This window comes from Halomonas sp. H2 (genome assembly GCF_050215315.1).
In the GTDB taxonomy this organism is placed as follows: domain Bacteria; phylum Pseudomonadota; class Gammaproteobacteria; order Pseudomonadales; family Halomonadaceae; genus Vreelandella.
Genome location: NZ_CP189760.1, coordinates 3,268,990 through 3,294,128 on the forward strand (window position 1 = coordinate 3,268,990; position 25,139 = coordinate 3,294,128).

A 25,139-nucleotide genomic window follows, 5' to 3' on the forward strand; every position below is an offset into this window, starting at 1 on the left:
TACGAGCGGAAAATCGCTACTGCCTAAAACTCATTATGGATAGCCTTATAACCCTGCACCAAATCATTGTTGGTGCGAGCGACATCCTCGGAAAACGCACTCACTTCGCTGGGCACTTGGCTTAAACGCGTCAAATTGGTATCGGGGCCAATTCGCTCAGTAGAAGGAACATAAAAGTTCGCTGGCAGTTGGCAACCATCCACCACCGCGTTGTAGCGCACTACGCAGCCATCGCCAATCTGGCAATTGAAAAGTACGCTGTTAAAGCCGATGAACACGCCACTACCCACCGTGCAGGGCCCATGCACAATAGCGCGATGAGCAATCGAGGTACGCTTACCTATCGTTACGCTGGCCCCCGATTTGGAGTGGATCACAACGCCATCTTGAATATTGGAGTGCGCACCGATCACCATCGGATCAATATTTCCATGCGCATCCATTTCATCGGCTCTGATCACGGCGTAGGGCCCAATGAATACATTCTCTTCCACGATGACCAATCCACAAATGATAGCCGTGGGATCAATAAAAGCACTGGGATGAATCGTTGGCAGGTCACCACGTGGATTTTTCCTAATCATTGGTAACTTATCCTTATTTATCATAAAGCAGGGGAAGTGTTGAGGCAGACCAGATGGGGCTTACGGACTACAGCAAGGGGACTCAAATATGCTGAAATCAATCTCAGTCAAAACTCTTATTGTTATAGTATAACATACCAAATAAATATAACGAATGCTCTCAATCGTAACGTTACCGGGACAGGGATATTTACTGGGCAGGCTGCGCAATCAGCAATTTGAACGTCTCGTCGTACGCCTTCCTTATAAAAACACCCCCTAGCGTTAGAGGGTTGTCCAACGCTAGGGGGCAGCTCATCGGGCGATTGCGGCTTTTTTAAAGCATGTCTTTTGTAGAATGCTGTTTATAGAACATCCTGACGGTTATACGCCTGGGCCAAATCAATAAGCGCAGACACCTCATGAGATGCTTCAGGCTCCAGAATCAGCGCTTGGCCCATCAGCACATTGCGCGCTTCAAGTTTGGCGCGCAGCCCGGTGTCTTCGATCTCTTCAAAATCGGCGTTGTGGGCAAGTGAAAGTACCCGGCGGTGCATTTCAATGCCGCAGTAGGCCAGCGCATCCAAGCGGATCTCTTCAAGCAGCGCATCACAGGCGTCATCGGCGCTATTACCCTGCTCCTCAAACAGCGATTTGGGGAACAGCATGCCGGTACGCTCGGTTTGCCACAGGCGGCGGAATTCGGCATCAAAGTAGCTAAAGCATGCTTCGATCACCTCTAAAATCCACGCCTGATACGCCTCAAGCTCATTTTCCTGGCGATGAGCAGGTTGGCTGAAATAGGCCATCAGGAAGTTAGCCACCGCCATGCCCAAATCAAACGCCATGGGGCCGTACTGAGAAAACTCTGGGTCAATGACCCGCACGTCAGTATCGGTGGCCATTATCGAGCCGGAGTGCAGATCGCCGTGCAGCATCGTTTCGGTGTTAGCGGTGAACTTCATCAACAGCCGCTGAACCTTGGCCTTTAGCCGCGCATTGCGACGCAGCTCATCCACCACCGGCGAAAGTTCCGGCGTGTGGTGGTTCATTTCGGCGCCGTAATAGGGGTCGGTAAATACCAGCGATTCGGTAATCGCGGGAATCGCCACATTGCCTGAGAACAGCCCTACGTCCGCTTTTTTCTCTGGGCTGCTCAGCGAAAGCTCCGAGCCACGAAACGCTGTGCGCGCACAGAATTGGCCAATGGTTTCGCCCAGTTGAGCGACTCGCTCACCGTTGATTAGCTTGCGGCGCAGAATCGTGTGTGGGTGAAGGTACTCCATCACAAACAGCGCCTGGGGTTTGTCGAAGTAGTACACCTCAGGGGCAACGCCGGGCGCGCGCTTGGCTTGGCGGATCAACGCGTAGTATTCAAAGTGGGCACGATAGATCGGTAACGGCCAGCTTTCGCCCACCATGCGTACATAGGGAAGCGCCTGCTTAACCACGACACTGCCTACGTCTCCGGAGACAATAAATACTAGGTTGAGGTTACCGTCACCCACCTCGCGAATGTCCCAGCTAGCGGGTTCTCCGCCCACTCGGCTAGCCACCGCTTCAACACCTCCAAGCCGTTGGGAAAGAGTGTCGACGCTGAGCGCGCGGTAATGTTGATCAATCTCCACAGGCCAATCCTCACCAAAACGTTGCATATATTCGGGCCCGAATAGGGGGCTTTAAGATGTTAATTATCAGAGGGTAACGTTTAAAAGTTAATAAGGGCACTATCAACATCGCTATTAATAGTGATCCCAATAAGGTCGTTCGCCAATTGCCGCGAACAAGTGCTCTAAAAAGACGGCCACTTTCTGCGAGCGCAGGCGGTTTTCGGGGTAGATAACATGGATCCCTTCTCGTGTCGCTTCGCCCAGGGCTTCATAGGTTTCTAAAATGGGCGTTAGGCTGCCATTCCGCAGCGCATCGAATAGTAGCCACGTAGGAAAGAGCACAATACCTTGCCCCTGCAGAGCGGCCTCTACAAGACTCTCTGCATTGTTGCTATGCAAGTTGCCTGTTACCGAATAACGCTGCGCTTGAGGATCGCCAGCCCCCTGGGAATACCAAGGCTGAACGCCGCGTGTTCCTTTATAGACTAAGCAGTTATGGTCACTCAATTGTTCGGGATGGTGAGGCTCGCCGCGCCGCGTTAAATACGCGGGGGAAGCGCAAGCGACAAAGCGCTGGGTCGCCAGTTGCCGGGCCACCAGGCTTGAATCCCCCAGCGACCCCACGCGTATGACGACATCGGCGCCTTCTTGTACCGGGTCGATAAAGGCGTCACTTAACGTTAGCTCTACTTCCACAGCCGGGTTTGCTTGCTGAAAACTAGCCAACAATGGCGCTATATGTCGGCGCCCAAACGCCACCGGCGCATTCAGACGCAGCAGCCCCTGTGGTTCTCGAGCGCCACTAACCACCTGTTCGGTAGCGGCATCCAAACGTTCTAATATGCTTCTTACCTCCCGATAGTAGCGCTCTCCGGCATCGGTCAGTCTGACTGCCCGCGTATGGCGATAGAGCAACCGCTGCCCTAGCGAACGCTCCAACCCTGCAATGTGTCGCGAGACCGAAGAGGACGGTAGATCAAAGTAGCGCGCGGCTTCAGCAAAGCTACCACTTGAGGCCACTCGCACAAAAAGGCGCAGTGCTAACAGGCGAAGCGAGTTGTCCAAAATGCAATAGTCCTTTGCTGTTTTGACGCATTGTAGCAACAACACTAACTCTCTACAGTACGCGCTTCTTTTACTTAGCGGAGCCACCTATGCGTCACGCACTTATTCTGCTCGGCGTGCTAATCGCCGGGATGGGGCTATCGGTCGAAGCCGGCTTGCTAGGCCCTCTTGGCGAGCAGGTTGGGCATTTATCGGCCACCTTGTCGATTTTTATGGTGGGCGCGCTACTGCTCTCGTTAGCACTGGTGTTTGCGCCTAAGCGTCAGTTGGGAGCCCTCTTTAAGCAGCCTCGCTGGCTGCTGACGGGCGGCATCTTAGGTCCGGTCTACGTCATTGTGTTAACGCTTGCGACGCCGCTGGTGGGTGTTGGCATGACAATGGTGGGGATTTTATGCGGCCAAGTAGCGGCCAGCGTCGCCATCGACCACTTTGGCTGGCTGGGAAGCGAACAACGTAAAGTCGACGGCTACCGAGTTGGCGCCTTAGCGATGATTCTTGCCGCCCTGTGGTTAATGTAACGGCTAACGTTTTTAAGGAGCTAAACCATGCTACTCCCTTTTATCTTTATCTTACTGCTCGTCGGCGGTGCGGTGCTGGCAGCTCAGTCCTCCATCAATGGCCGCTTGGGTGCTCAAGCAGGCGTCATTGAAAGCGCTTGGCTGACCTTTGTGATTGGTGCCGTCCTGACCTTTTTATTGATGTTCTTTTTTGAGCCAGCACAGCAAGCGACGCTTTTCAGTGTACCGAAATGGCAGCTAACCGGCGCGCTGTTTGGCGTGGTCTATATGTTGGCAATTGTGTTTGCCGTACCCCGAGTAGGCACCGCAGCGGCCACGGTAGCGGTCATTTCTGGCCAACTGTTGATGAGCCTACTGATTGATCATTTCGGCTGGTTAAGCAATGCAGTGCGACCATTAGATGCTTCACGCTACATTGCGATGGCGCTGCTCATTGGTGCTATCGGCTTAATCTATCTCAGTCATCAGCAGCGTCATCGTCGGCTGGTAAGTCAGCCAAGTTAATGAGGTTCACCAGTTTTAACGTAGCTGACTATCTTTGCTGCCGCGGCGATTATAGCCACTAAAGCTCGACTGCTTTTTATCTAGTTCGCTCTGGCATTGCACGCAGAGCCGAACACCTGGAATGGCCTTGCGACGTGCTTCGGGAATGGGGTCGCCACACTCCTCACAAACCTCAAGGCTTTCTCCTGAAGGCAGTTGGCTACGCGCACGCTGCACTGCATCGTCCAGCGTGCTCTCCATCTGCGCTTGTTCGGCACCATCTTTTGCCCATCCACCTGCCATGGTGATACTCCTTGCGGTAAGACATCAGGATTTCAGCATAGCAGCCAAAACACATCGGGTAGAACGGGCAGCCTTGTGGGTTATGAGCACTACCCTATCCTCGCACACATAGCGCATAGCTGACCTCGCACAAAAGGAAGTGTCACGTTGTTGTAAACAGATAGCGGTAGCTTAGCTGGGCTAACTCACTAGAGGTTTTCGCCATGTTAAAGCTCCCCACAGCATCTGTTCTTTCAGCGTCGCTGGCCGTCGCCAGTTTTGCCCTTTCCATTCAGGCTGTTGCTAACGACTCGTTGACGCTCTACACCAGCCAGCCTAATAGCGATGCGCAGCAGACCGTTGATGCTTTTCAAGTAGCCTACCCTGATATCGAAGTGGAGTGGGTTCGCGACGGCACAACACAGCTAATGACTCGCCTACGCTCAGAGCTTTCTGCCGGGGTAAGCAATCCCGACGTGCTGTTGATTGCCGACAGCATGACCATGGAGTCGCTTAAGCAGGAAGGCCATCTACAGCCTTACCTGAGCGATGAGCGCAACGGCTATGACGCTGAGCTGTATGATCCAGAAGGCTACTATTACGGCACCAAGCTGATCACCACCGGGATTGTCTATAACACCGGCGCCGAGCATCAGCCGCAGAGCTGGCAAGACCTGCTGGGGCCTGACTATAAAGGTCTGGTGACCATGCCCAGCCCACTATACTCCGGCGCGGCATTGATCCACATGGCCGCCATTAGCGCCAACCCCGAGCTAGGCGCCGAATACTACGAAGCGTTACACGCCAACAGCACCGAAGCCCAGGGCGGTAATGGCGGCGTATTCAATGCCGTCGCGGCAGGCAGTAAGCCTTACGGCATCGTGGTGGATTTTTTACCCATTCGTGAAGCCGCCAAAGGCTCGCCGGTGGAATTCGTATTTCCTGAAGAGGGCGTGAGCGCCGTCACCGAGCCGGTGGCCATCATGCAGGATGCCAAGAACCTGGATGCCGCACAGCAGTTTGTCGACTTTGTGCTCTCCCAACAAGGCCAGGAATTAGTCAGCCAGCAGGGTTACCTGCCCGCCCGCAACGACATCACGCCGCCTGAAGGTTTTCCCGAGCGCGCTAACATCGCCCTAATGCCGGTTGATACCGAGCAGGCGCTGGCCCAGGAAGCCGGACTTAAACAGCGCTTTAGCGATCTATTCGGCGGGTAAGCATGACGCCCACCCTGAGCTATGACAACAAGTACGGCAGCCAGCACCGCTGGCTGCTTTCAAGCCTATTGATTGCCATTGTGCTGCTGAGCTTGGCGCCCAGCCTGCGCCTGCTGATCGAAGCGTTGAGCGATCTTGCTCAGGGCCGCCAATCGCCGCTATGGCAGGTGCTCAATAGTGCCAATACCTGGCGGGCGCTATGGCATAGCCTTTACACCTCCGGGCTCGGCATGCTGATTGCCCTAGTGCTCGGCAGCCTATTTGCGTTTGCCATCACGCTAACCAATGTGCGCGGCAAATCGTGGCTAGTGTTCTGCTTTATGCTGCCGATGATGATTCCGCCCCAGGTAACTGCCTTAAGCTGGCTTCAGCTGTTCGGCCCAGCTAGCCCACTGCTGAAGAGCATTGGAATGGCGCCACCATTGGGCAGCCCGCAGCCGCTTTACTCCGCTGAAGGTATCGCCCTGCTGTTAGGCATCCAAAGCGCACCGCTGGTATTTCTGGCCCTGCGCACCAGCCTGCTTTCTTTGCCTCGCGAGCTTGTCGAAGCCGCCCGCATTAGCGGCGCCAAACAAACCCAAGTTTGGGGTCATATTATTCTGCCGGTGACCCGCAGCGGTTTGATTGCCGGAGGTGCAATGGCGTTTATTTCCAGCCTGGGCAACTTCGGCATTCCCGCTATGCTGGGCATCCCAGCGGGTTATTACGTGCTGCCAACACTGATCTACCAGCGTATGGCTAGCTTCGGTACAGGCGTTTTGGCCGAAATGGCGGCGCTGTCACTACTGATTGGTTTACTGGCACTGGCCGGGGTAGCGCTGCAACAACACTTGATGGGCCGTAGCCGCTTTGGCTTAGGCGGCCATAGCGGGCGCTCCCATGACTTTACCCTGGGTCGCTGGCGTGCCCTGGTGACCACAACGCTGGTGGGCATCTTATTGATTATCCTAGTCGCACCGCTGCTCGCTCTCGTTGTCAGCTCGCTAGTGCCCGCGGTTGGTGTGCCGCTTAACGCCGATACCGCCACATTTAACGCTTACGCCGAAGTGATGGGTCGCCAAGGCGCCACATGGCGTGCAGTGAGTAACAGCCTATGGCTAGCGGGCAGTGCGGCCGTGGTATTAATGCTATTAAGCCTGCCGCTGGCTTACCGGCTGCAGCGACTACCAGAACGCTTACGCGGCATAGTGCTTAGCGCTATCGAAATTCCCTATGCCCTGCCCGGCGTGGTGCTGGCGATTGCCTGCATTCTGCTGTTTGTACGCCCACTGCCGATTATCAATGTGGCGCTCTACGGCACCCTGGGGCTGATTTTTGTCGCCTATCTGGCGCGCTTTCTGGTGGTCTGTGTGAAGCCCGTCGCCGCTAGTTTGGCACAGTTAGATCCCTCCCTTGAAGAAGCGGCACAGCTAGCCGGTGCAGGTCCGTGGCGGCGTCTCGGCGGGATCATTTTACCGCTAGTAGCACCAGCATTATTCGCAGGCGGGCTGCTGGTGTTCCTGCTAGCGGTCAACGAGCTCACTGTGTCAGCGCTGCTGTGGAGCGCCGGCAACGAAACCCTTGGCGTACTGATTTTCAACCTAGATCAAGGTGGCGAAAGCGTGCTGGCCGCGGCTGTTTCGGTGCTGGTGGTGCTTATGGTCGCCTCGCTGATGCTGACGCTTAGTGTGCTAGCGCCGCGCCTCCCAAAAGGAGTCATCCCATGGCAGGGCTAGCAATTGATAGCGTTACCAAACGCTTTGGCGAACACACCGCTGTGGATGCGCTGTCGCTGGAGATTAATCCGGGTGAGTTTGTTGCCCTACTCGGCCCTAGCGGCTGCGGCAAAACCACCATGCTACGCATGCTGGCGGGTTTTGAAACAATCAACGAGGGTAGCATTCAGTTAGCCAATCGCACCCTGGCCAGCGCCGATACTCATGTGCCCCCCGAGCAACGCAATATGGCCATGGTGTTCCAGTCCTATGCGCTATGGCCGCATATGAGCGTGGCCGACAACGTGGGCTACCCGGTCAAACTGCGCGGCCTGCGCGGGGCGGCGTATCAGCAAAAGGTGCAGCAGGCACTGAGCCTAGTAGAACTTGAGGCCTACGCCGAGCGTATGCCCCAGGCCCTTAGCGGTGGCCAGCGCCAGCGCGTCGCTCTGGCGCGCTGCCTGGTCAGCGACCCGTCAGTCGTACTCCTGGATGAGCCACTGGCCAACCTTGACCGCCATCTGCGCGCCACCATGGAGCACAGCTTCCGCGATTTTCACCAGCGCACCGGTGCCACGCTGGTCTACGTCACCCACGACCAAACCGAAGCCATGGCGCTGGCGGATAAAATCGCCGTGATGAAAGCGGGCAAATTGGTGCAGTGGGGCGCCCCGGAAACTCTTTACCGCCAGCCGCTAACCGCCTGGGTAGCCGGCTTTATCGGCCAGGGTAGCCAATTAAAGGTCGCCGCCGGACACCCTGGCAAGCGCCTTGAGAGCGCTGCCTTGATGCGCGGGCTGAACGCCCTCGCATCCGAGCGAACTCAAACAGTACTGGTGCGCCCGGAGCATATTCAGCTCAGCACGACACTCTCTTCCTCCGCGGCCCCCACGCATAGTCAGCTTGCCGCCCAGGTGGAAAGCGTAATTTTCCGTGGTGAGCGCTATGAACTGACATTGCGCCTACCCAGTGGCGAAACCCTGCTGGCCTACCATCATGCCGCGCCTGATTTGGGTAGCCAGGTTGCCGTTAGCCTGCAGCAGGGCTGGTGTCTGGAGCCCGATCAATGAGCGTACACATTGAGGTTCTCAGTGGGTTAGGCGCCAAAGGCCCTGCCGCGATCGTGGTAGAAGCACAGGGAAAACGCTTACTGCTAGACGCGGGTGGCGCGTTGCACCCCGGCGACCAGATTACTTGGACGAACAATTTGGACGTGGATGCGGTGCTGATCAGCCACGACCATGTCGATCATATCGGTGGCGTAGCACAGCTGCCTGCTTACGTACCGCTTTACTGCACGCCGCTAGTGGCCAATGCACTGCCCAAAAACCGGCAATGGCGACCCTTGCCAGAGCGCGGCTCATTAGACGTGGAAGGCATCACCATCACCACCGGCCAAGCGGGACACTCGCTAGGCGGTGTATGGCTGCATTTAGCGGTAGCAGAAGGTATTTTTTACAGCGGCGATGCTTGTTTTGAGTCACGGCTGTTTCCATTTGATACGCCACCACCGGCGCGTATTGCACTACTGGATGCCTCCTACGGCAGCTACGACCAAGCTCAAACGCGTTGTGTGCAGGCTATCAGTCAGCATCTTAATCAGCCGCTGGCGTTTCCAGTGCCGGAAACCGGTCGCGCCCTGGAAATGGCCCTATGGCTAGCGGAAGAAGCTGAACAGCGGCAGTTAACGCTCGCCATCGAGCCAGTGATTCGTGACAACCTAGCGGCGCTATTAGCATTGCCTGCCTCTCTGCGAAGACCTGGGATCGATGTTGCTATTGCCAATGTGTTGGCGCGAGCAAATGATGAACACGCCACACTCCGGTTAATAAGTGACCGCAACGATACCCCGGAACAGTGGCCCAATTACCACCTGCTCCATACGGGTCACCTCATCCCCGAGCGCCGCGCCCAGCTAGCGGTGGGCGAGATAAGCTGGCAGCGCTGGAATGTTCACCTGCGTGCGTCGCACCTGGTGGCGCTCGCCGACCAGCTGGGCGCCACTCAGGTAGTGCCGCTATTTACCCCGCTTTGCGCTAACCCATTAACTGCCTGGCGTAGGTTGCTCAGTGATCGGCTCTGCACTGCTCAGCGTTTCCGTGTTGATTCTCGCTTAGCTACTTTTTCTGTTTAGGGAGTTTTGTATGTCTGCAGTCATTGTTGATGTCGATGGCACCTTGGCGGAGTTTCACCCCCACCAGGTCAGTGACTGGGTGCTGGGTAGTCAGAAACAGTGGGAGCCCTTCTTCGCCCATATGGCCGAAGCGCCGGTGATCGAAGCGGTGGCCAAGCTGGTTAAGATTTTAAAGGCACAAGGTCAGCAGATCGTGATTTGCAGCGGCCGCCCAGATAGCCACCGTGAGCATACCCAACGCTGGTTAGAGCGCCACACCATCCCCTTTGATGCCATGTACCTGCGCCCAGAAGGCGATGACCATGTGGATGATGAAGAGGTAAAGTCCGCGCTACTCAATCAAATGCGCCACGACGGCTTTGCCCCCTGGCTGGTGCTGGATGACCGTGACGCCGTAGTTACCCAGTGGCGCGCACTCGGCCTCACCTGCCTGCAGTGCGCGCCGGGGGATTTTTAAGCCTTTGCCAGCCTGGCGATGATTAAGCCGTTGGCAGTCGGGGTAATCTAGATTAGGAGCCGTATCAGCCGGTTCTTTCTAACGGCGACTCCATCCGACGAACGCTGGAAACGAAGTCGCTAAAGCGTTCACCCTGAATCAATACATGGTCACTCAGTGCTTGCTGGGCCGCCACGGGGTTGCCCTGTTCAATGGCTTCCACGATGGCTTGGTGCTCGCTGAGGGAATTATTTACCCGCTGGCGCATCTGGAGCTGCAAGCGCCGGTAAGGCTTTAAGCGTTGTTTAAGTTGGCGCGCTTCGCTGGCCAAAAAAGTGTTGTGGCTAGCGGTGTAGATACAGTCGTGAAAGCCTTCGTTTTCGTAGTAGTACTCGTCGCTATCTCCCGCCAGTGCTGCCGCTTCGCAGCGTTGGTGCGCTTCGCGTAGCGCGGTTAACTCCTGCTCGGTAATACGGCGTGCCGCCAGGCGGCCGCACATGCCTTCAAGTTCGGCCATCACCTCGAACATTTCGATCAGTTGATCAATCCCCACCTTTGCGACGAAAGTACCTTTCTTGGGCGAAACAGTGACCAAGCCACTAGCCACCAGTTGCTGAAAGGCCTCACGCACGGGTGTTCGCGAGACCTGAAACTCACGGCCCAAGGCTTCAGGATCCAGGCGTTCTCCCGGTAAACGGCGGCCATTAATAATGTCATTTTCAAGCGAATCTCTTAATCGTTGAGCGTTGGAACGCTTGGTGCCCGTCATGTTTTACCTCCTTGGATCGCGGCTCGTCTTAGCCGTTTTAATACTGTCATACAGTTGACATTAGCATACGTAGCGCCTATTGATATATATATCAGCTCGACTGATAGATACAGTCAATCCAAACACACAACAACAACTGTTGGAGACACCTCATGCAACGCTATTTGATCTCAACTGCTGCCGCTCTTGGTCTCGCCATTGCGGCTTCCCACGCCTCTGCCGATACCGTGCTACGCGCGTCGCATCAATTCCCCGGGGGCCAGGGAGATGTTCGCGACGAAATGGTGCAAATGATGGCCCGCCACGTGGCCGAGGCAGACGTTGGCCTGACCATAGAGGTCTACCCCGGCCAATCGCTGTTTAAAGCGCGCGAACAGTGGGGTGCCATCGCCCGTGGCCGCCTGGATATCACTTCGCTGCCGCTGGATTACGCCAGCGGTCGGCACCCTGAGTTCTCTGCCACGCTGATGCCAGGTTTAGTGCGCAACCAGGCACATGCTCAGCGTCTGAATGACTCCGAATACATGGAGATGATCAAAGCGGTGATCCTAGATGGCGGCGCTCGAGTGCTCTCAGATGCCTGGTTATCGGGCGGCTTTGCCTCTAGCGAGCGGTGCATTACCTCACCCGATACCGTCGAGGGTCAGAACCTGCGTGCTGCCGGGCCCGCCTTTGAAGAGATGCTGGAAGCAGCCGGTGCCTCCATCGCTTCTATGCCCTCCTCTGAGGTTTACACCGCCATGCAAACCGGCGTACTGGACGCCGCCAATACCTCGTCGATGTCATTTATCTCTTTCCGCCTTTATGAGCAGGTCGAGTGTCTGACCGAGCCGGGCGACTTCGCACTGTGGTTCATGTATGAGCCGATTCTGATCTCCGAGCAGGTGTGGCAAGGGCTTAACGAAGAGCAGCAAGCCGCGCTAATGGAAGCCGGTGAGGCGGCAGAGGCCTTCTTTGCTGAAGAGGCCGCCGCCATTGATCAGGAGATGGTCGATCTTTACGAGGAGAACGGCGTTGAGGTCGTCAGCATGAGCGAAGAGGACTACAACGCCTGGCTGGAAATCGCCCGCGAGACCTCCTACAAAAACTTTGCCGACAATGTTCCCAATGGCCAAGCCATTATCGATGCAGCGCTGGCCGTCGAGTAAGCAACGCATACCGGCGCGGCCATTCTTTTAGGAATGGTCGCTTAACACTGATGCTTGCTGTGCTGGATGAGGGAACTATGGCAACCACAACCACTCACGAAGCCCCCTTGCGAAGGGGCATCATCGGCGGCTACATCCGCCTGATGGATAAGCTCTCGCGAATTTCCGCTTATTTGGCCTGCGCCATGTTTATCGCTGGCGTATTGGTCATCTGCCAGATGGTGTTTGTTCGCTACTTACTGGGGATGAGCACCAGTTGGCAGACCGAATTCACCATCTTCTCGGTGACGGCGGCGATGCTGATGGGTAGCCCCTATGTACTGATGACCGGCGGCCACGTTGCTATCACTATTGTTCCCGATGCGCTGGGCGGTATTGCCCGCACCATTATGCGTCTGATCGCTTCGCTGTTTGGGTTAGGTTTTTGTGCCGCCCTGGCATACGCCAGCTGGGTGTATGTTTTTGAGGCACTCCACGGCGGGTGGACCACGGGGTCAGTCTGGAACCCGCCGCTGTGGCCCGCGCTGCTGCCCATGGCCGTCGGTGCCACCTTGCTGTCGCTGCAGTATGTGGCTGAAATCTTGCGCGGGGAGAGCTAAGTATGGATCCCATTACGTTAGGCATTATTGTCGCCGTCGCGCTGATTGCGCTGATGGCCATTGGCACCCCTATCGCTTTCGCCCTGGGCGGTGTATCGCTGCTCGCGCTGCTCTATGACCGTGGCCTTTCCGAGCTCACCTACTTTGGGGAAACCTTTTTTGACCGCATCGCCGAGTTTGGTTTTGTCGCCATCCCGATGTTTATTTTGATGGGCGCCGCCGTAGCCTCCTCGCCCACCGGCCGCGATCTTTACCGCTCGTTGGATCTGTGGATGGGCAAACTGCCCGGCGGTTTGGCGGTCTCCAATATCGGTGCCTGCTCTATTTTTGCCGCTCTCTCGGGTTCGTCACCAGCCACCTGTGCGGCGATTGGCAAAATGGGTATTCCCGAAATGCGTATGCGCGGCTACCCAGACGGTGTGGCAGCAGGCTGTATTGCCGCGGGCGGCACCTTAGGCATTCTGATCCCGCCGTCGGTTACCATGATCATCTACGGCATCTCCACCGAAACCTCTATTGGTCGGCTGTTTATTGCCGGGGTGGTGCCGGGCTTTATGCTCGCTGGCCTGTTTATGATCTGGACGATAATCGCCTGCAAGATGGCCGGTGGTTACAACAACCCGATGGCAGAGTCCGTCGAACGGTTAAAACAGAACGTTAAGCAGAATGTCGATACCAACCTGAAAGCGCTCGTCCGTGTACTGCCTTTTATGGGCGTGGTCGCGGGTATCTTGTTTGCCCTGTATGGCGGTGTAGCAACACCCTCAGAAGCAGCAGGCGTAGGTGCCTTCCTGTGCTTGGCACTGGCTATTCTGATTTACCGCATGTGGCAGCTGGGCCCGATCAAACTGATCATGCGCGACTCGCTGCGCGAAAGCGTGATGATCATGCTGGTGATCGCCACCGCCGAAGTGTTCGCCTATGCACTCTCTTCCATGTTTATAACCCAAACCGTGGCAGCCGCGATTGCGGATCTTGAGATTAACCGCTGGGCGCTGATGGGGGTGATTAACCTCTTCCTGCTGGTCGCCGGTTTCTTCCTGCCTCCGGTCGCCGTGATCGTGATGACCGCGCCGATTCTGTTGCCGATTATCCTGGCCGCTAACTTCGACCCCTACTGGTTTGCGGTGATTTTGACCATCAACTTGGAGATCGGACTGATTACTCCACCGGTAGGACTTAACCTGTTTATTATCAAAGGTATCGCGCCGGATATTTCGCTGCGCGACATTCTGATGGGAAGCTTGCCCTACGCGCTGTGCATGGTGCTGGGTATCTTGCTGCTGTGTCTCTTCCCAGGCATCGCGCTTTGGCTACCTAACTTGATCATGGGGTAAGGAGTTCGACCATGAACATGCTGTTTTTGCAGGAGCTGTTCAACAACATCACCCAGCGTGACGCGCTGTTGCGGCGCCGCCATCCCGAGACCCTAACGCCCGACCATGGGCAACTGATTAAGGCCTGCCAGGCGCTTTTAGAAAGCGACGGGGAGGCGTCTAGCATTGCCCTTGCAAGCCGCGCTTTGGCGATTTATCAGCGCCTCACGGCTGCTGAAAAAAGCCATTTCTTTGACCGCCTATTAACGGAATTCGCTGCCGAACCAGGCCCCATTGATGCGGCCTACGCGGCGTATCAAGACGCCCGCGACAACCCCACATTGCAGCGCCTATTTGAAGCCTGTGAGCCGCGGCGCCAAGAGCTCTTCCGGCGTTTAAACCTGGCCAGCGACGGTACCTATGAGCTGGTTAAAATGCGTCAAGACTTGCTGGGTTTGCTACGCGAACAGCCTGATTTTTCGGCTATTGACGATGATTTTTCCCACCTGTTTGGCTCCTGGTTTAACCGCGGCTTTTTGATGCTCAAGCGCATTGACTGGAACACGCCAGCCTCAATCCTTGAAAAAATCATCCGCTACGAAGCGGTGCACGAAATTCAGGATTGGGACGACCTGCGTCGGCGGCTAGACGCCCGCGACCGGCGCTGCTTTGCCTTCTTCCACCCGGCGATTGGCGACGAGCCGCTGATCTTTGTGGAAGTTGCTCTACACAAGGGCCTGCCCAGCCAAATCCAACCGATCTTATCTGGTGAAAGCTCTGGGGAGCGCAGCAAAGCGAAAAAAGGCATAGATGAACCTGAGGATGCTGATAGCGCAGCGTTCTTCGGCATTAGCAACTGCCAGACTGGGCTGCGCGGCATCTCATTTGGCAACTTCTTAATCAAGCAGGTGGTTCAGGAGTTATCCCAGGAGCTGCCGCAACTTAAGTACTTTGTCACCCTTTCGCCGGTGCCCGGCTTTGCCCAGTGGTTGCAGGAACAGCGTGACGATGAGCAGCTCCCTGCCTCGCTGCGTAAGCCCCTTAAAGAGCTGGAAACGCCCGACTGGCATCAGGACAAAGCCCGGGAAGAACAGCTTAAAGCCGCCATCCGCCCGCTGGCCGCGCGTTACCTGGTCGAAGAGAAGAACCATCACGGCCTGCCGCTGAATCCGGTGGCGCGCTTTCATCTGGGTAACGGTGCCGAACTACACCGCATTAACTGGCTCGGCGATATCTCCGCTAAAGGCTTTAAACAGGCCGCGGGCTTGATGGTCAACTACCTGTATGTGCTAGACGATATTGAACGCAACCACGAAAACTATACCGCCAAGGCCACCGTTGCCTGCTCAAATGAGGTGCGCGACCTCGCTCGTCGCGCCCGCAAAATGGCCAAGGGAGAGACCACCAAATGAGCCACAATCTATTTGAAACCTTTGCCGCCAAAATGCGCCAACGCGCTGACGCTGATTTTATTACCACCCGCGATGGCCGCCGCTACACCTATACCGATGCGCTTAACTCAAGCGCCCAACTGGCGGGGGCATTGACCGAACTAGGTGTTAAACAAGGCGACCGCGTGGCCGTACAGGTGGATAAAAGCCCTGAAGCGATACTGCTTTATTTAGCCTGCTTGCGTATTGGCGGTGTTTATTTACCACTTAATACCGGCTATACCGGCGATGAGATTCGCTACTTCTTAAACGACGCCGAACCCGCGCTGTTTGTTTGCCGCCCTAAATTACTCGATGAGGCCCAGGCACTGGCCGCTGAAACCGGCTGCCCGGCAGTGGCCACGCTCGGTAGCACCGCCGATGGCAGCCTGATGGAAACCGCCCATGCGGCATCGCCGCGGGAAGATATCGTGGCGCTGGACGAGCGCGACTTGGCTGCCATTCTGTATACATCAGGCACCACCGGGCGCTCTAAAGGTGCCATGCTGACCCACCAAAACTTGGCCTCAAACGCTGAAACCTTGGTCAAGGCGTGGCACTTCAGCGCTGATGATCGGCTCATCCACGCGCTGCCGATCTTCCACACCCACGGTTTGTTTGTTGCCTGCAACGTTACCCTGATGGCGGGCGCCAGCATGCTGTTTCTGCCTAAATTCGATGCCGACATCATTTTCGCAGAGTTGCCCCGCGGCAGCGTGTTGATGGGTGTTCCCACTTTCTATACCCGCTTGGTTCAGGACGAGCGCCTAACACCAGAAGCCACTGCCCATATGCGGCTATTCGTTTCCGGCTCTGCCCCGCTCACCGCCGAAACCCATGAAGCCTTTGAAGCCAAAACCGGCCATGCGATTTTAGAACGCTACGGCATGACCGAAACCAATATGAACCTCTCCAATCCTTATGAAGGCGCCCGGCGGGCGGGCACCGTGGGCATGCCGCTACTTGGCGTGGAGATGCGCATTACTAATCGCGAAAGCGGCGATGAGGTGCCGTTAGGCGAGATTGGCATGCTGCAGATTCGTGGTCCCAATGTGTTTATCGGTTACTGGCGGATGCCGGAAAAGACCCGTGAGGAGCTGTTAGACGATGGCTTTTTTATTACCGGCGATCTCGCCATGGTCGACGCACAGGGCTATGTGCATATCGTCGGGCGCGACAAAGATCTAGTGATTTCCGGCGGCTACAACGTCTACCCCAAAGAGGTCGAGCAGGTGATTGACGAGCTTGATCAAGTCGCCGAATCCGCGGTAATCGGCTTGCCACATCCTGACTTTGGCGAGGGCGTTACCGCTGTCGTCGTGCGCCAGCCAGGCGCCGATCTTGAGGAGGGCCGGCTTGAAGAAGACGATGTGATCAGCCATTTAGACGGCCGTCTCGCCAAGTACAAGCAGCCCAAGCGGGTGTTTTTTGTCGATGAACTGCCGCGCAACACCATGGGCAAAGTGCAAAAAAATCAACTCCGCAGGCAATTTGACGACACCTACCGACGCCCTTAGACGCGCTCTTCACTAACGTTATGCTCTCCCTCCTTTTGGCCCCGCTTCTGCGGGGCTTTTGGGGAAAAGGAACCATTTGCTCCACTAAGTGTTAAGGTGAAACGACTTAACGAACGATGGAGCAAATTGCTTTGACTACGCCTACCGTCACCAATGGCATCACCGCCACCGAGCTATATCATTTAGTCAAGCAGCCCGCGTCCAACAGCGCTGGCGACAATACCCTTGAGTGGCCTGAGGGCACGGTCAGCCTGGATGAGACGAATCAGACGCTAATCTGGGAACTTAGCGATTACGGTAACTTGCCGATTACGCTGTCGCGTAGCGAAAATGAGTGGATGGCAATGGCGTCCATCGCTGCTGTAGAGGCCGTCAAAAACAGCGCTGAGCTCAATGAAGTGCTGCTGCGCCAGGGCATTTCGCTGCCGCTGGCCTCCGTGGGTATTGTCGAAATCGACGGCCACGACGTTTACGTGGCTTATGGGCAGCTGTTTGGCGATTCCAAACTTGAGTCTATTTGTGCAGAGCTGCATGCCACTGCGGGCGCTGCCATGGAAGTTGCCGAACTGATTCAAACCCATTTCGTATAACGCTTATCTCTGCTCGGTTATTATTAGTGCCACTATTACAGCAACTTACCTGTGAGATTATTTATGTTAAGCAAAATTATGACCGCCCTGCGCGGCAAAGCGAATGAAACCGGTCAAACGGTCGTGGATTCCCAGGCGCTACGTATTTTAGACCAGGAAATTCGCGATTCAGAAAATCACCTTAGCCAGTCAAAAACTGAACTGACCCGCCTAATGGGCCAGCGCCAGCTAAACAACAACAAAGCCGACACGCTGGAAAGTAAAATCGCCGAGCTGGAAAAAAGCGCCGAAGCCGCGCTGGATAAAGGCGAAGAAGCGCTGGCGGTTGAAGTGGCTGAACGTATGGTGGCACTACAGGATGACCTGGAAGCTGAGCGCGCCATTGTTAGCGAATACGATGCCAGCATCGAAAAGCTACGCGGCGCGATTCGCGGCACCGACAACCAGCTTCGCCAGTTGAAGCAGCAGGTTAGCGTGGTTAAAGCGACGGAGTCAGCGCAGAAAGCGCAATCCGCTGTGGCCGCTCGCCATTCGGGTCAGAACAGTGCCATGAGCAGTGCCATGGAGTCACTGGAGCGCATTAAAGAGCGCCAGCAGCTTAACTCGGCGCAAATGCAGGCGGCTGACGATATGGCCGCGGAGGAGAGCGGCAGTTCACTGGAAGCGCGCTTGAAAGCGGCCGGCGTGGGCGGCCAGAACCGCAAAGCCGACGACGTGTTAGCGCGCCTAAAAGCCAAGAAAAACGCGCCACAAGCGTAAGCCCAGCGGTTGATATGCATTAGGGAGCCAGACCATGCTAAATACCCTCAAGGCACTTTTTCGCGCTACCACTGAGAAGCCACCCGAGCCTTCCACGGGCCGTCCGGTAGCGCCAGGGTTGCCCACTGGCGTTAACCAGGAAGACCTTGAGGGCCTGCGCCTGGATGGCCGCGTCAACATCAAGCTGATCGGCCTACGTGCGCACCCGGACGCCCTCTTTCGCTGGGACGACGAGGCCTATCATCATATTGCCGCCGTGGGCCATGTTGACCTTGGCCAAGGGGCGCACTTGGTGCGCTTCTACCTGGATAACGATACCTGGCTACAAGCCAACATCGAACATGGCCAGGTGCTTGAATATAAGCTGTTCGACTTTTACCGTGTCGCCCATCTTTCGGATGCTGAATTTGATAATTTGATCAACGGCGATAGCTTGATCAACGGTGAAGATAAACAGCCCGGCAGCATCGGCGCCCAAACCATCGCCCTTACCGCAACCACTGACGAGGCACGTAGCTGTACCTATCAGCGGGTATGGGGTAACGGCGACAGCCTGTGGTCGCCGCCAGTGGTTTTTGAAGAGCAGGTGATGACCACCGAGAGCGTGACAGCACGCACAGTGACCCATCATGCGATGCTTTATGAGCGCACCATTCAAGACGCTGAACGCATAGAGTACTTACTACTAAGCGCTGAAAACGATGGCGAAGGCAGTTTTATGCTGGTGCACAACGTGGGGGTGGATGTGGCCTCCGTCGATATCGACGCAATGTAACCTCAATCTATTTTCAAACGCTAAATTTAAGAGCTATAAAAGGAAACTGCCACCATGGTGAATTATCTCTACGGCTTGCCGTCATTTATCGCCTATCTAGTAGCGGCGATAGTGCTGCTCGCCGCCTTTATGTACTGCTACAGCCGGATTACCCCACACCACGAGTGGACACTGATTCGCGAAGGCAACGCAGCGGCGGCCTCCGCCTACGGTGGCTCGATTTTAGGCTTTACCATTCCGCTATATAGCGCGATGGCGAACTCGATCAACTTTATCGATTTTGTGCTCTGGGGCGTAGTGGCCTTTGTTGTTCAGTTGGCCACCTTCTTTGGCGTAAAGCTGTTTCTGCGTAAACAGGGCGAAAGCCTCTCTCAGCACATCACCGAAGGCCATCAGGCCTACGGCATTTTAATGGCCAGCGTGGCCGTGGCAGTCGGCTTACTCAACGCCGCTTCGATGACTTGGTAACGACGACGTGGTAAAGGAGAGAGCCTGCATGTCTAAACACGATCACACTCCCCATCTGCCCCGCCGCAAGCGCAGCGGGCGCTTAACCCTGGCGATGATGGGCGCCAGCGCGTTTGGTCTTACCGCCTGCGGCCAACCACCCCAGGAAGAGCAAATTACCGAGATAGAATTCGATGAGCCGCGCAGCTTTGAAAGTGTTGAAGCCTGCGTTGCTGAGAATGTGTATACCCGTAGCGCCTGTGAAGATGCTTACGAAGCGTCCTTGGAAGCCGTGCCGCGCTATAGCACCCTGGCAGAGTGTGAAGCTGAGAATGGTGAAGGCGCTTGTAGCGCCCCAACCGAAGAGCAGTCTCAAGCGGCGACGGGCAGCACCGGCGGCAGTTGGTTTATGCCCGCCATGATGGGCTATATGGTCGGCAGCATGATGTCTAACACCAACCGTGGCCGCTCCTTTGAGCGGGTTTACCAGGAGCCGGTGTACCGCAACCGTCAGAATCAGGGCAACTGGAACACCGCATCTAATCAGGCCACGCAGCGGGTCTCCCAGCGTAACGATGCGATGCGCAGCTCGGTGGCGCAGAATCGTCAAGCGGCTTCTCAGCGCCGGGGCTTTGGCTCACGCTCCTCGGCACGAGGTGGCTGGGGCTCATAGCCGCCAGCAATCATCACTATGCTGCGAATTGATATCCCTGAACGCAACGAGTGGAAAGCCCTGGCCCATGAGCTGGGCTTTAATTTTCACACCATCGACGGCGAGCCCTACTGGAAAGAGGATGCTTACTACCAGTTCACCATAGAACAGGTAGAGCGGGATATTGAAGCGCCCACCGAGGCGGTGCACGAGATGTGCATGGAGCTGGTCGATAAAGTCTGCCACTCCAATGCGCTAATGCAGCGCTTGGCACTCCCCGAACACATGTGGGACAGCATCCATAACTCCTGGAAATCGGGGCAGCCGCACCTTTATGGGCGGATGGATTTCGCCTACTCCGGCGATGGCCCGGCGAAGTTGCTAGAGCTCAACTACGACACGCCCACTTCGCTTTACGAAGCAGGCTTTTTTCAGTGGGTATGGCTTGAGCAAGCCATTGCCCAGGGCATCCTGCCCCGCCATGCAGACCAGTACAATTCGATTCAAGAGCGCTTGATCAATGCCATGGCCCACCTTGGCGACCGGATTGATGCGCGTACGCTCTACTTCTCCTGCATCAAAGATAACGCCGAAGAGCGCGCCACCGTACACTACTTGCAGGATGTAGCGGTGCAAGCAGGCCTCAAGACGCCGTTTATCTATATGGAAGATATTGGCATCAATCCTGGCGCTGAACATTTTGTCGACTTGGATAACCAGCCCATCCATGCCCTGTTCAAGCTCTACCCGTGGGAAGAGATGGCCGACGATGCCTTCGGTGAAGCTATCCCACAGCTAAATACCCACTGGTTTGAGCCGCCCTGGAAAGCAGTTCTCTCTAATAAGGGGATTTTGCCGCTGCTATGGGAGCACTTTGAAGGCCACCCCAATCTACTACCGGCGTTTTTCGAGGATGCCAATAGCCCGCCGCTGCCAGCAGGCTGGGTGCGTAAGCCGTTTTTCTCCCGCGAAGGCAGCAATATCGAACTGATTACCCCAGCCGGGCAGCGCGAAGCGGTGGATGGCCCTTACACCGACAGCCCCTGGATTCGCCAGGCCTACCAGCCGATGCCGCGCTTTGGTAATAACCATGCGTTAATCGGCAGTTGGGTGGTCGGCGACCGCGCGTGCGGCATGGGTATTCGCGAAGACGTTGGCCGCATCACCAAAGACTCCTCCTGTTTTGTGCCTCACGCGATTGTTTAAAATGGCTGGCGTTAACCCGCCAGCCATAAACAGCGAATCATATCGCCCTCGGCGATTGTGCTATTGGGTGGAATCACCGCGAAAGCATCGGCGTTAATACACGACGAGAGCACCCCAGAGTTCTGATCGTCAAAGGCCTTCGCCATCACCCCGCTGGGCGCGAACTGAAGCGTCACGCGCATATAGTGCTCACGCGGGCCAGTCAAAGTGGCAAACCCAGCGCTGGCGGTAATGTTCGGCAGCATTTTTAGCGTGGGGCAGCCAAGCATCGCGCCAAGCAGAGGGCGCAAAAACAGCCAAGCACCGACAAACCCCGAGACCGGATTACCCGGCAAACCGACAAACCGCGCTTGGCAGCCATCACCGCGTGGCAAGCGGCCCAGTGCCAGCGGCTTGCCGGGGCGAATCGCCAGCTTCCACATATCGAGCTGGCCAATCGCTTCCAGCGCTGCTTTGACATGATCCTCTTCGCCGACGCTCACGCCACCAGTGGTCACCACTAAATCCGACTCAGCAGCGGCCGCCGTTAACAGTGCCACCGTGCGGGCGTAATCATCCGGTACGCTCACAGTGCTCACCACCTCGGCCCCAAAGTTCTCCAACAGCCGTTTAAGCATCGGCCGGTTGGAGTTATACAACTGGCCCGGTTTGAGCGGCGTACCAGGATCGATGATTTCATCGCCGGTAGAAAGCAGCGCCACACGGGGGCGACGGCGCACGCTGACCTGGGTGATGCCCTGGCCCGCCAAGTGGCCCAGCGCGGCGGCTTCGAGTCGCTCACCGGTATTTAACAGCACACTGCCCTGACGGACGTCGCGGCCCCGGAGGCGCACATTGTCGCCGCTAGGAATGTCCGAGGGCATCAGCGCACGTTCACCGTCGACCTCTACGCGCTCCTGCATCACAACGCAGTCGGCACCGGGAGGAATTTCACCGCCGGTAAATATTCGCGCGCAGCTACCCGGCTCCAGCGCAGCGGCAGGCGTACCCGCAGCAATACGCTGACTGACGGGCAGCCACTTTCCGGCATCGACGGCGCGCAAGGCGTAGCCGTCCATCGCGCTGTTATCGAACGGCGGTACATCCAATTGCGCGGTGACGGCTTCAGCCAACACACGCCCAGCGGCGGCTTCCAGTGGCACACTCTCATCAGTGCCAACGGGGCTTACGTCGGCCAGTAGCGCCTCAAGCGCGGCTGAAATTGGCTGCAAATCAGCCATGCTGACCTCGGCCTGGGATAACCAGGTTGGCGAAGTTGCAGGGTTTGTGGCGGCTATCCAACTGCTCGGCAAGAATACCGTCCCAGCCGGTGCGGCAAGCGCCGGTAGAGCCTGGCAAGCAGAACACCACCGTGGCGTTGGCTAGGCCACCAAGGCAGCGGCTTTGAATGGTCGAGCTGCCGATCTCTTCACCGCTGAGCTGGCGAAAGCGTTCGCCAAAGCCTTCGATGCGCTTATCCAGCAACACCGAGATGGCTTCCGGCGTGGAGTCGCGGCCGGTAAAGCCGGTGCCGCCGGTGGTGATTACTACCTGTACATCGCTATCGGCAATCCACTCTGCCACTACCGCGCGAATACGGTAGACATCGTCAGGCACAATGCGCTTTTCAGCGAGCGTATGCCCGGCGCTAGTTAAGCGCTCGACTAATGCTTGGCCGCTGCGATCCGTCTCTTCGGTACGCGTATCCGAAACCGTGAGGACGGCTACCTTAAGCGGCACCATTGATTCGCTCATGGCATTCATCCTTGTTTGGCAGCTTTCTTTTTGGCGTGGTGGGCTTCCCAAGCAGCCATCTGCTCTGGCGTCGCAGGCGGTTGGTAAAGCTCCTTCCACTCGCTGTAAGGCATCCCATAAACGTACTCACGGGCCTCGTCGTAGTTAAGGCTTTCATCCTGCGCTTCGGCGGCACTTACCAGCCACTTAGATAAGCAGTTGCGACAAAAGTCCGCCAGGATCATCAGGTCGATATTCTGGACATCCTTGTTATCGTCCAGATGCTGCAATAAGCGCCGAAACGCGGCGGCTTCAAGCTCGGTACGCGTAGCTGGGTCTAACTCATCAAACGCTGACATAACCGTTCCTCTCAAATAATGCGGGTTATTAATTAACGTAATAAGGGCAGCATAACAAAAGACACCGCCAAATTCGGCGGTGTCTCTGGTCTCAGCAAGTGCTTATCAGCTGGTTCGCGGCGCGGATGGTTCGTCGCTACCACCTGATGATTTACGAGCCGCTACTTCTTGCTCCGATAACGTTTGGTCTTTGACTTCTTCGTACCATAGGTTGTGGTGCTCTTTGGCCCAGGTTTCATCGACGTAGCCGGTGGTCATCCCCTCTAGCGCGCCTTCGGTACCCAGCGTGCCGATATAGATATGCCCCAAGGAAACCGCCGTCAGGCCCAATGCGCCCACCGCGTGGATAATATTAGCCCACTGCATGGTGTCACGGCTCTGATCGAAGTTAGGGAAGTCGAGCACAAAGCCACTGGCGACCACGAGGATGCCCACCGTCGCTAACAGCCAGTACCAGGCTTTTTCGCCACCATTGGCAAAGCCTGCATCCACATGCTTTTTGCCAACCATACCGCCGCCTTTCTTAAACCACACCCAGTCGTGCTTTTTGGGGATATTGTCTTTGATCAAGCTGACCAGCAGGATCACCAGCAGAATGCCAAAGATCGGCCCCAGGTAGTTATGCAGCACTTTGGTGGCTGCAATCATCCATGCCCAAACCCCATCGCCAAACAACGGGCGGAACACAAATTTGCCAAATAACAGCGTTAACCCAGTCAGCGCCAGAATGATAAACAGCGTTGCTACCGTCCAATGCAGTGCGCGTTTCATTAGCGTCCAGCGCAAGAGCAGGCGACCCGTACGCGGCGCCTCAAGCTCCTTACGCCCGACTATTAAGTAAAACAACGCGATCAGGGCCGCCATGCCAAATACCGCAATCAAGCCAAATGGCGATACCCAGCGGTTGCGAATCTGCCGCCAGGTTTCACCGCTTGAATTGATCAGGTTGTAGTTACTGTCAGCGCGTGAATCACGGTAGTTAGGCCCCGTTTCTCCACTGCGCACCTGACGCCACTGGTCAGCGGTAATGCCGGGGGCAGCCGTGGTCATTTCGCGATCGGGATCCGCTTGAGCAACGGCCACTTGCGTGACGCCGAGGCTTAGCACCAGAGCAAGCGCGACTAACATAAAGCGCCAAATGCCCAGGGCGAGCCCTTTACCTGAGCGCGGCACCCTACTGGGTGCCTGTGCAGTCAACAGGTTCATGACACGCCTCCTTACCCTTTATGGGCAGCATCATAGGCTAGGTTGTCGGCACTGGCCTGTGGGTTATTGGACCAGGCGCCATCTTTGTGGCCGCGATGGACAACCCGCTGCCGGAAGATGTCGGCAACGTCTTGGGCATCGCCAGCAAGCAGCGCTTTGGTAGAGCACATTTCCGCACATAACGGCAGTTTGCCTTCGGCAATGCGGTTAGATCCGTACTTCTCGTACTCTTCTTCTTTGCTTTCGGCCGGGCCGCCCGCGCAGAAGGTGCATTTGTCCATTTTGCCGCGTTCGCCAAAGGCATCCTGCTGAGGAAACTGCGGGGCGCCAAACGGGCAAGCGTAGAGGCAGTAACCGCAGCCAATGCAGAGGTCTTTATCGTGCAGCACGATGCCGTCGTCGGTTTTGTAGAAGCAGTCGGTCGGGCAAACCGCCATACACGGGGCGTCGTCGCAGTGCATGCAGGCAACGGAAATCGACATTTCGCCCGCTTCGCCGTCGTTAAGCGTGACCACGCGGCGGCGCTGAATGCCCCATTCAACATCGTTGGCATTTTTACACGCGGTGACGCAGCCATTGCATTCAATGCAGCGTTCGGCGTCACACATAAATTTCATTTGAGCCATGGTGTTCTCCTCATGCCGGTGCGGA

Annotated in this window: 28 protein-coding genes; 18 read left to right on the top strand and 10 right to left on the bottom strand. The window is 56.4% G+C overall.

Annotated features, from left to right (window positions below; translation table 11 throughout):
* Nucleotides 1–23 precede the first annotated feature (23 nt).
* From ACQE2I_RS15200 to ACQE2I_RS15210, 3 genes are all read right to left on the bottom strand, one after another.
* A complete protein-coding gene (locus ACQE2I_RS15200; RefSeq protein WP_427028896.1) occupies nt 24–584 on the bottom strand; it encodes a carbonate dehydratase in 561 nt (186 codons plus the stop codon).
* A gap of 344 nt (nt 585–928) precedes the next feature.
* Nucleotides 929–2,218: an S-methyl-5-thioribose kinase gene (gene mtnK / locus ACQE2I_RS15205; protein ID WP_427028898.1), complete on the bottom strand. Its 1,290-nt coding sequence runs from the start codon at nt 2,216–2,218 to the stop codon at nt 929–931.
* 87 nt (nt 2,219–2,305) lie between these two features.
* Nucleotides 2,306–3,238, bottom strand: a complete 933-nt coding sequence (locus ACQE2I_RS15210; protein WP_427028899.1) for a LysR family transcriptional regulator — start codon at nt 3,236–3,238, stop codon at nt 2,306–2,308.
* Nucleotides 3,239–3,327: 89 nt separating this feature from the next.
* Here ACQE2I_RS15210 and ACQE2I_RS15215 point away from each other — a divergent pair, with 89 nt between their 5' ends.
* A complete protein-coding gene (locus tag ACQE2I_RS15215; RefSeq protein ID WP_427028901.1) occupies nt 3,328–3,756 on the top strand; it encodes a DMT family transporter in 429 nt (142 codons plus the stop codon).
* Between the two features lie 27 nt (nt 3,757–3,783).
* Nucleotides 3,784–4,260, top strand: a complete 477-nt coding sequence (locus ACQE2I_RS15220; RefSeq protein ID WP_427028902.1) for a DMT family transporter — start codon at nt 3,784–3,786, stop codon at nt 4,258–4,260.
* Between the two features lie 15 nt (nt 4,261–4,275).
* Here the strand turns inward: ACQE2I_RS15220 and ACQE2I_RS15225 are convergent, their stop codons facing one another.
* Nucleotides 4,276–4,542, bottom strand: a complete 267-nt coding sequence (locus ACQE2I_RS15225; protein ID WP_427028903.1) for a DksA/TraR family C4-type zinc finger protein — start codon at nt 4,540–4,542, stop codon at nt 4,276–4,278.
* Between the two features lie 203 nt (nt 4,543–4,745).
* Here ACQE2I_RS15225 and ACQE2I_RS15230 point away from each other — a divergent pair, with 203 nt between their 5' ends.
* From ACQE2I_RS15230 to ACQE2I_RS15250, 5 genes are read left to right on the top strand one after another with little or no spacing between them, the layout of a single operon-like run.
* Entirely contained in the window at nt 4,746–5,738 is a 993-nt protein-coding gene (locus ACQE2I_RS15230) for an ABC transporter substrate-binding protein (RefSeq protein ID WP_427028904.1), read from the top strand.
* 2 nt (nt 5,739–5,740) lie between these two features.
* On the top strand, nt 5,741–7,453 hold the full coding sequence (locus tag ACQE2I_RS15235) for an ABC transporter permease (protein ID WP_427028906.1): 1,713 nt from the start codon (nt 5,741–5,743) through the stop codon (nt 7,451–7,453).
* Nucleotides 7,441–8,502: an ABC transporter ATP-binding protein gene (locus ACQE2I_RS15240; protein ID WP_427028907.1), complete on the top strand. Its 1,062-nt coding sequence runs from the start codon at nt 7,441–7,443 to the stop codon at nt 8,500–8,502. Before ACQE2I_RS15235 ends, ACQE2I_RS15240 begins: the two co-directional genes overlap by 13 nt.
* Entirely contained in the window at nt 8,499–9,566 is a 1,068-nt protein-coding gene (locus ACQE2I_RS15245; RefSeq protein ID WP_427028908.1) for an MBL fold metallo-hydrolase, read from the top strand. The genes ACQE2I_RS15240 and ACQE2I_RS15245 overlap by 4 nt, the downstream gene beginning before the upstream one ends.
* A gap of 10 nt (nt 9,567–9,576) precedes the next feature.
* Nucleotides 9,577–10,023 carry an HAD family acid phosphatase gene (locus ACQE2I_RS15250; protein WP_427028909.1) on the top strand — a complete coding sequence of 149 codons (447 nt, stop codon included), beginning with the start codon at nt 9,577–9,579 and terminating at the stop codon, nt 10,021–10,023.
* 64 nt (nt 10,024–10,087) lie between these two features.
* Here ACQE2I_RS15250 and ACQE2I_RS15255 read toward each other — a convergent pair whose 3' ends face one another.
* Entirely contained in the window at nt 10,088–10,771 is a 684-nt protein-coding gene (locus ACQE2I_RS15255; RefSeq protein WP_427028910.1) for a GntR family transcriptional regulator, read from the bottom strand.
* A 152-nt stretch (nt 10,772–10,923) separates the two neighbouring features.
* Between ACQE2I_RS15255 and dctP the strand changes: the two genes are divergently transcribed.
* From dctP to ACQE2I_RS15310, 11 genes are all read left to right on the top strand, one after another.
* Nucleotides 10,924–11,919: a TRAP transporter substrate-binding protein DctP gene (gene dctP / locus ACQE2I_RS15260; RefSeq protein ID WP_427028911.1), complete on the top strand. Its 996-nt coding sequence runs from the start codon at nt 10,924–10,926 to the stop codon at nt 11,917–11,919.
* Between the two features lie 77 nt (nt 11,920–11,996).
* Nucleotides 11,997–12,518, top strand: a complete 522-nt coding sequence (locus tag ACQE2I_RS15265; protein WP_427028912.1) for a TRAP transporter small permease subunit — start codon at nt 11,997–11,999, stop codon at nt 12,516–12,518.
* A gap of 2 nt (nt 12,519–12,520) precedes the next feature.
* A complete protein-coding gene (locus ACQE2I_RS15270; RefSeq protein ID WP_427028913.1) occupies nt 12,521–13,855 on the top strand; it encodes a TRAP transporter large permease in 1,335 nt (444 codons plus the stop codon).
* An 11-nt stretch (nt 13,856–13,866) separates the two neighbouring features.
* Nucleotides 13,867–15,246, top strand: coding sequence for a malonyl-CoA decarboxylase (locus ACQE2I_RS15275; RefSeq protein ID WP_427028914.1), 1,380 nt, complete (start codon nt 13,867–13,869; stop codon nt 15,244–15,246).
* Complete coding sequence (locus ACQE2I_RS15280; RefSeq protein WP_427028915.1) at nt 15,243–16,781, top strand: malonate--CoA ligase; 1,539 nt, start codon at nt 15,243–15,245, stop codon at nt 16,779–16,781. Before ACQE2I_RS15275 ends, ACQE2I_RS15280 begins: the two co-directional genes overlap by 4 nt.
* A gap of 131 nt (nt 16,782–16,912) precedes the next feature.
* Nucleotides 16,913–17,371 (top strand): DUF2170 family protein, encoded by a 459-nt coding sequence (locus ACQE2I_RS15285; protein ID WP_427028916.1) that lies wholly within the window; start codon nt 16,913–16,915, stop codon nt 17,369–17,371.
* Nucleotides 17,372–17,434: 63 nt separating this feature from the next.
* Nucleotides 17,435–18,130: a PspA/IM30 family protein gene (locus ACQE2I_RS15290; protein ID WP_427028917.1), complete on the top strand. Its 696-nt coding sequence runs from the start codon at nt 17,435–17,437 to the stop codon at nt 18,128–18,130.
* Nucleotides 18,131–18,164: 34 nt separating this feature from the next.
* On the top strand, nt 18,165–18,905 hold the full coding sequence (locus ACQE2I_RS15295) for a DUF2491 family protein (protein ID WP_427028918.1): 741 nt from the start codon (nt 18,165–18,167) through the stop codon (nt 18,903–18,905).
* A gap of 54 nt (nt 18,906–18,959) precedes the next feature.
* Entirely contained in the window at nt 18,960–19,373 is a 414-nt protein-coding gene (locus ACQE2I_RS15300) for a DUF350 domain-containing protein (RefSeq protein ID WP_427028919.1), read from the top strand.
* Between the two features lie 28 nt (nt 19,374–19,401).
* Nucleotides 19,402–20,025, top strand: a complete 624-nt coding sequence (locus ACQE2I_RS15305) for a DUF1190 domain-containing protein (protein ID WP_427028920.1) — start codon at nt 19,402–19,404, stop codon at nt 20,023–20,025.
* Nucleotides 20,026–20,043: 18 nt separating this feature from the next.
* A complete protein-coding gene (locus ACQE2I_RS15310; protein WP_427028921.1) occupies nt 20,044–21,210 on the top strand; it encodes a glutathionylspermidine synthase family protein in 1,167 nt (388 codons plus the stop codon).
* Between the two features lie 11 nt (nt 21,211–21,221).
* Here the strand turns inward: ACQE2I_RS15310 and ACQE2I_RS15315 are convergent, their stop codons facing one another.
* The 5 genes from ACQE2I_RS15315 to fdh3B form a co-directional block, all read right to left on the bottom strand.
* A complete protein-coding gene (locus ACQE2I_RS15315) occupies nt 21,222–22,430 on the bottom strand; it encodes a molybdopterin molybdotransferase MoeA (protein ID WP_427028922.1) in 1,209 nt (402 codons plus the stop codon).
* A complete protein-coding gene (moaB, locus tag ACQE2I_RS15320; RefSeq protein WP_427028923.1) occupies nt 22,423–22,944 on the bottom strand; it encodes a molybdenum cofactor biosynthesis protein B in 522 nt (173 codons plus the stop codon). The genes ACQE2I_RS15315 and moaB overlap by 8 nt, the downstream gene beginning before the upstream one ends.
* A gap of 5 nt (nt 22,945–22,949) precedes the next feature.
* Nucleotides 22,950–23,282: a DUF1244 domain-containing protein gene (locus tag ACQE2I_RS15325; RefSeq protein ID WP_427028924.1), complete on the bottom strand. Its 333-nt coding sequence runs from the start codon at nt 23,280–23,282 to the stop codon at nt 22,950–22,952.
* 105 nt (nt 23,283–23,387) lie between these two features.
* Complete coding sequence (locus tag ACQE2I_RS15330; RefSeq protein ID WP_427028925.1) at nt 23,388–24,488, bottom strand: formate dehydrogenase subunit gamma; 1,101 nt, start codon at nt 24,486–24,488, stop codon at nt 23,388–23,390.
* 11 nt (nt 24,489–24,499) lie between these two features.
* Nucleotides 24,500–25,114, bottom strand: a complete 615-nt coding sequence (gene fdh3B, locus ACQE2I_RS15335; protein WP_427028926.1) for a formate dehydrogenase FDH3 subunit beta — start codon at nt 25,112–25,114, stop codon at nt 24,500–24,502.
* Nucleotides 25,115–25,139: the final 25 nt, after the last annotated feature.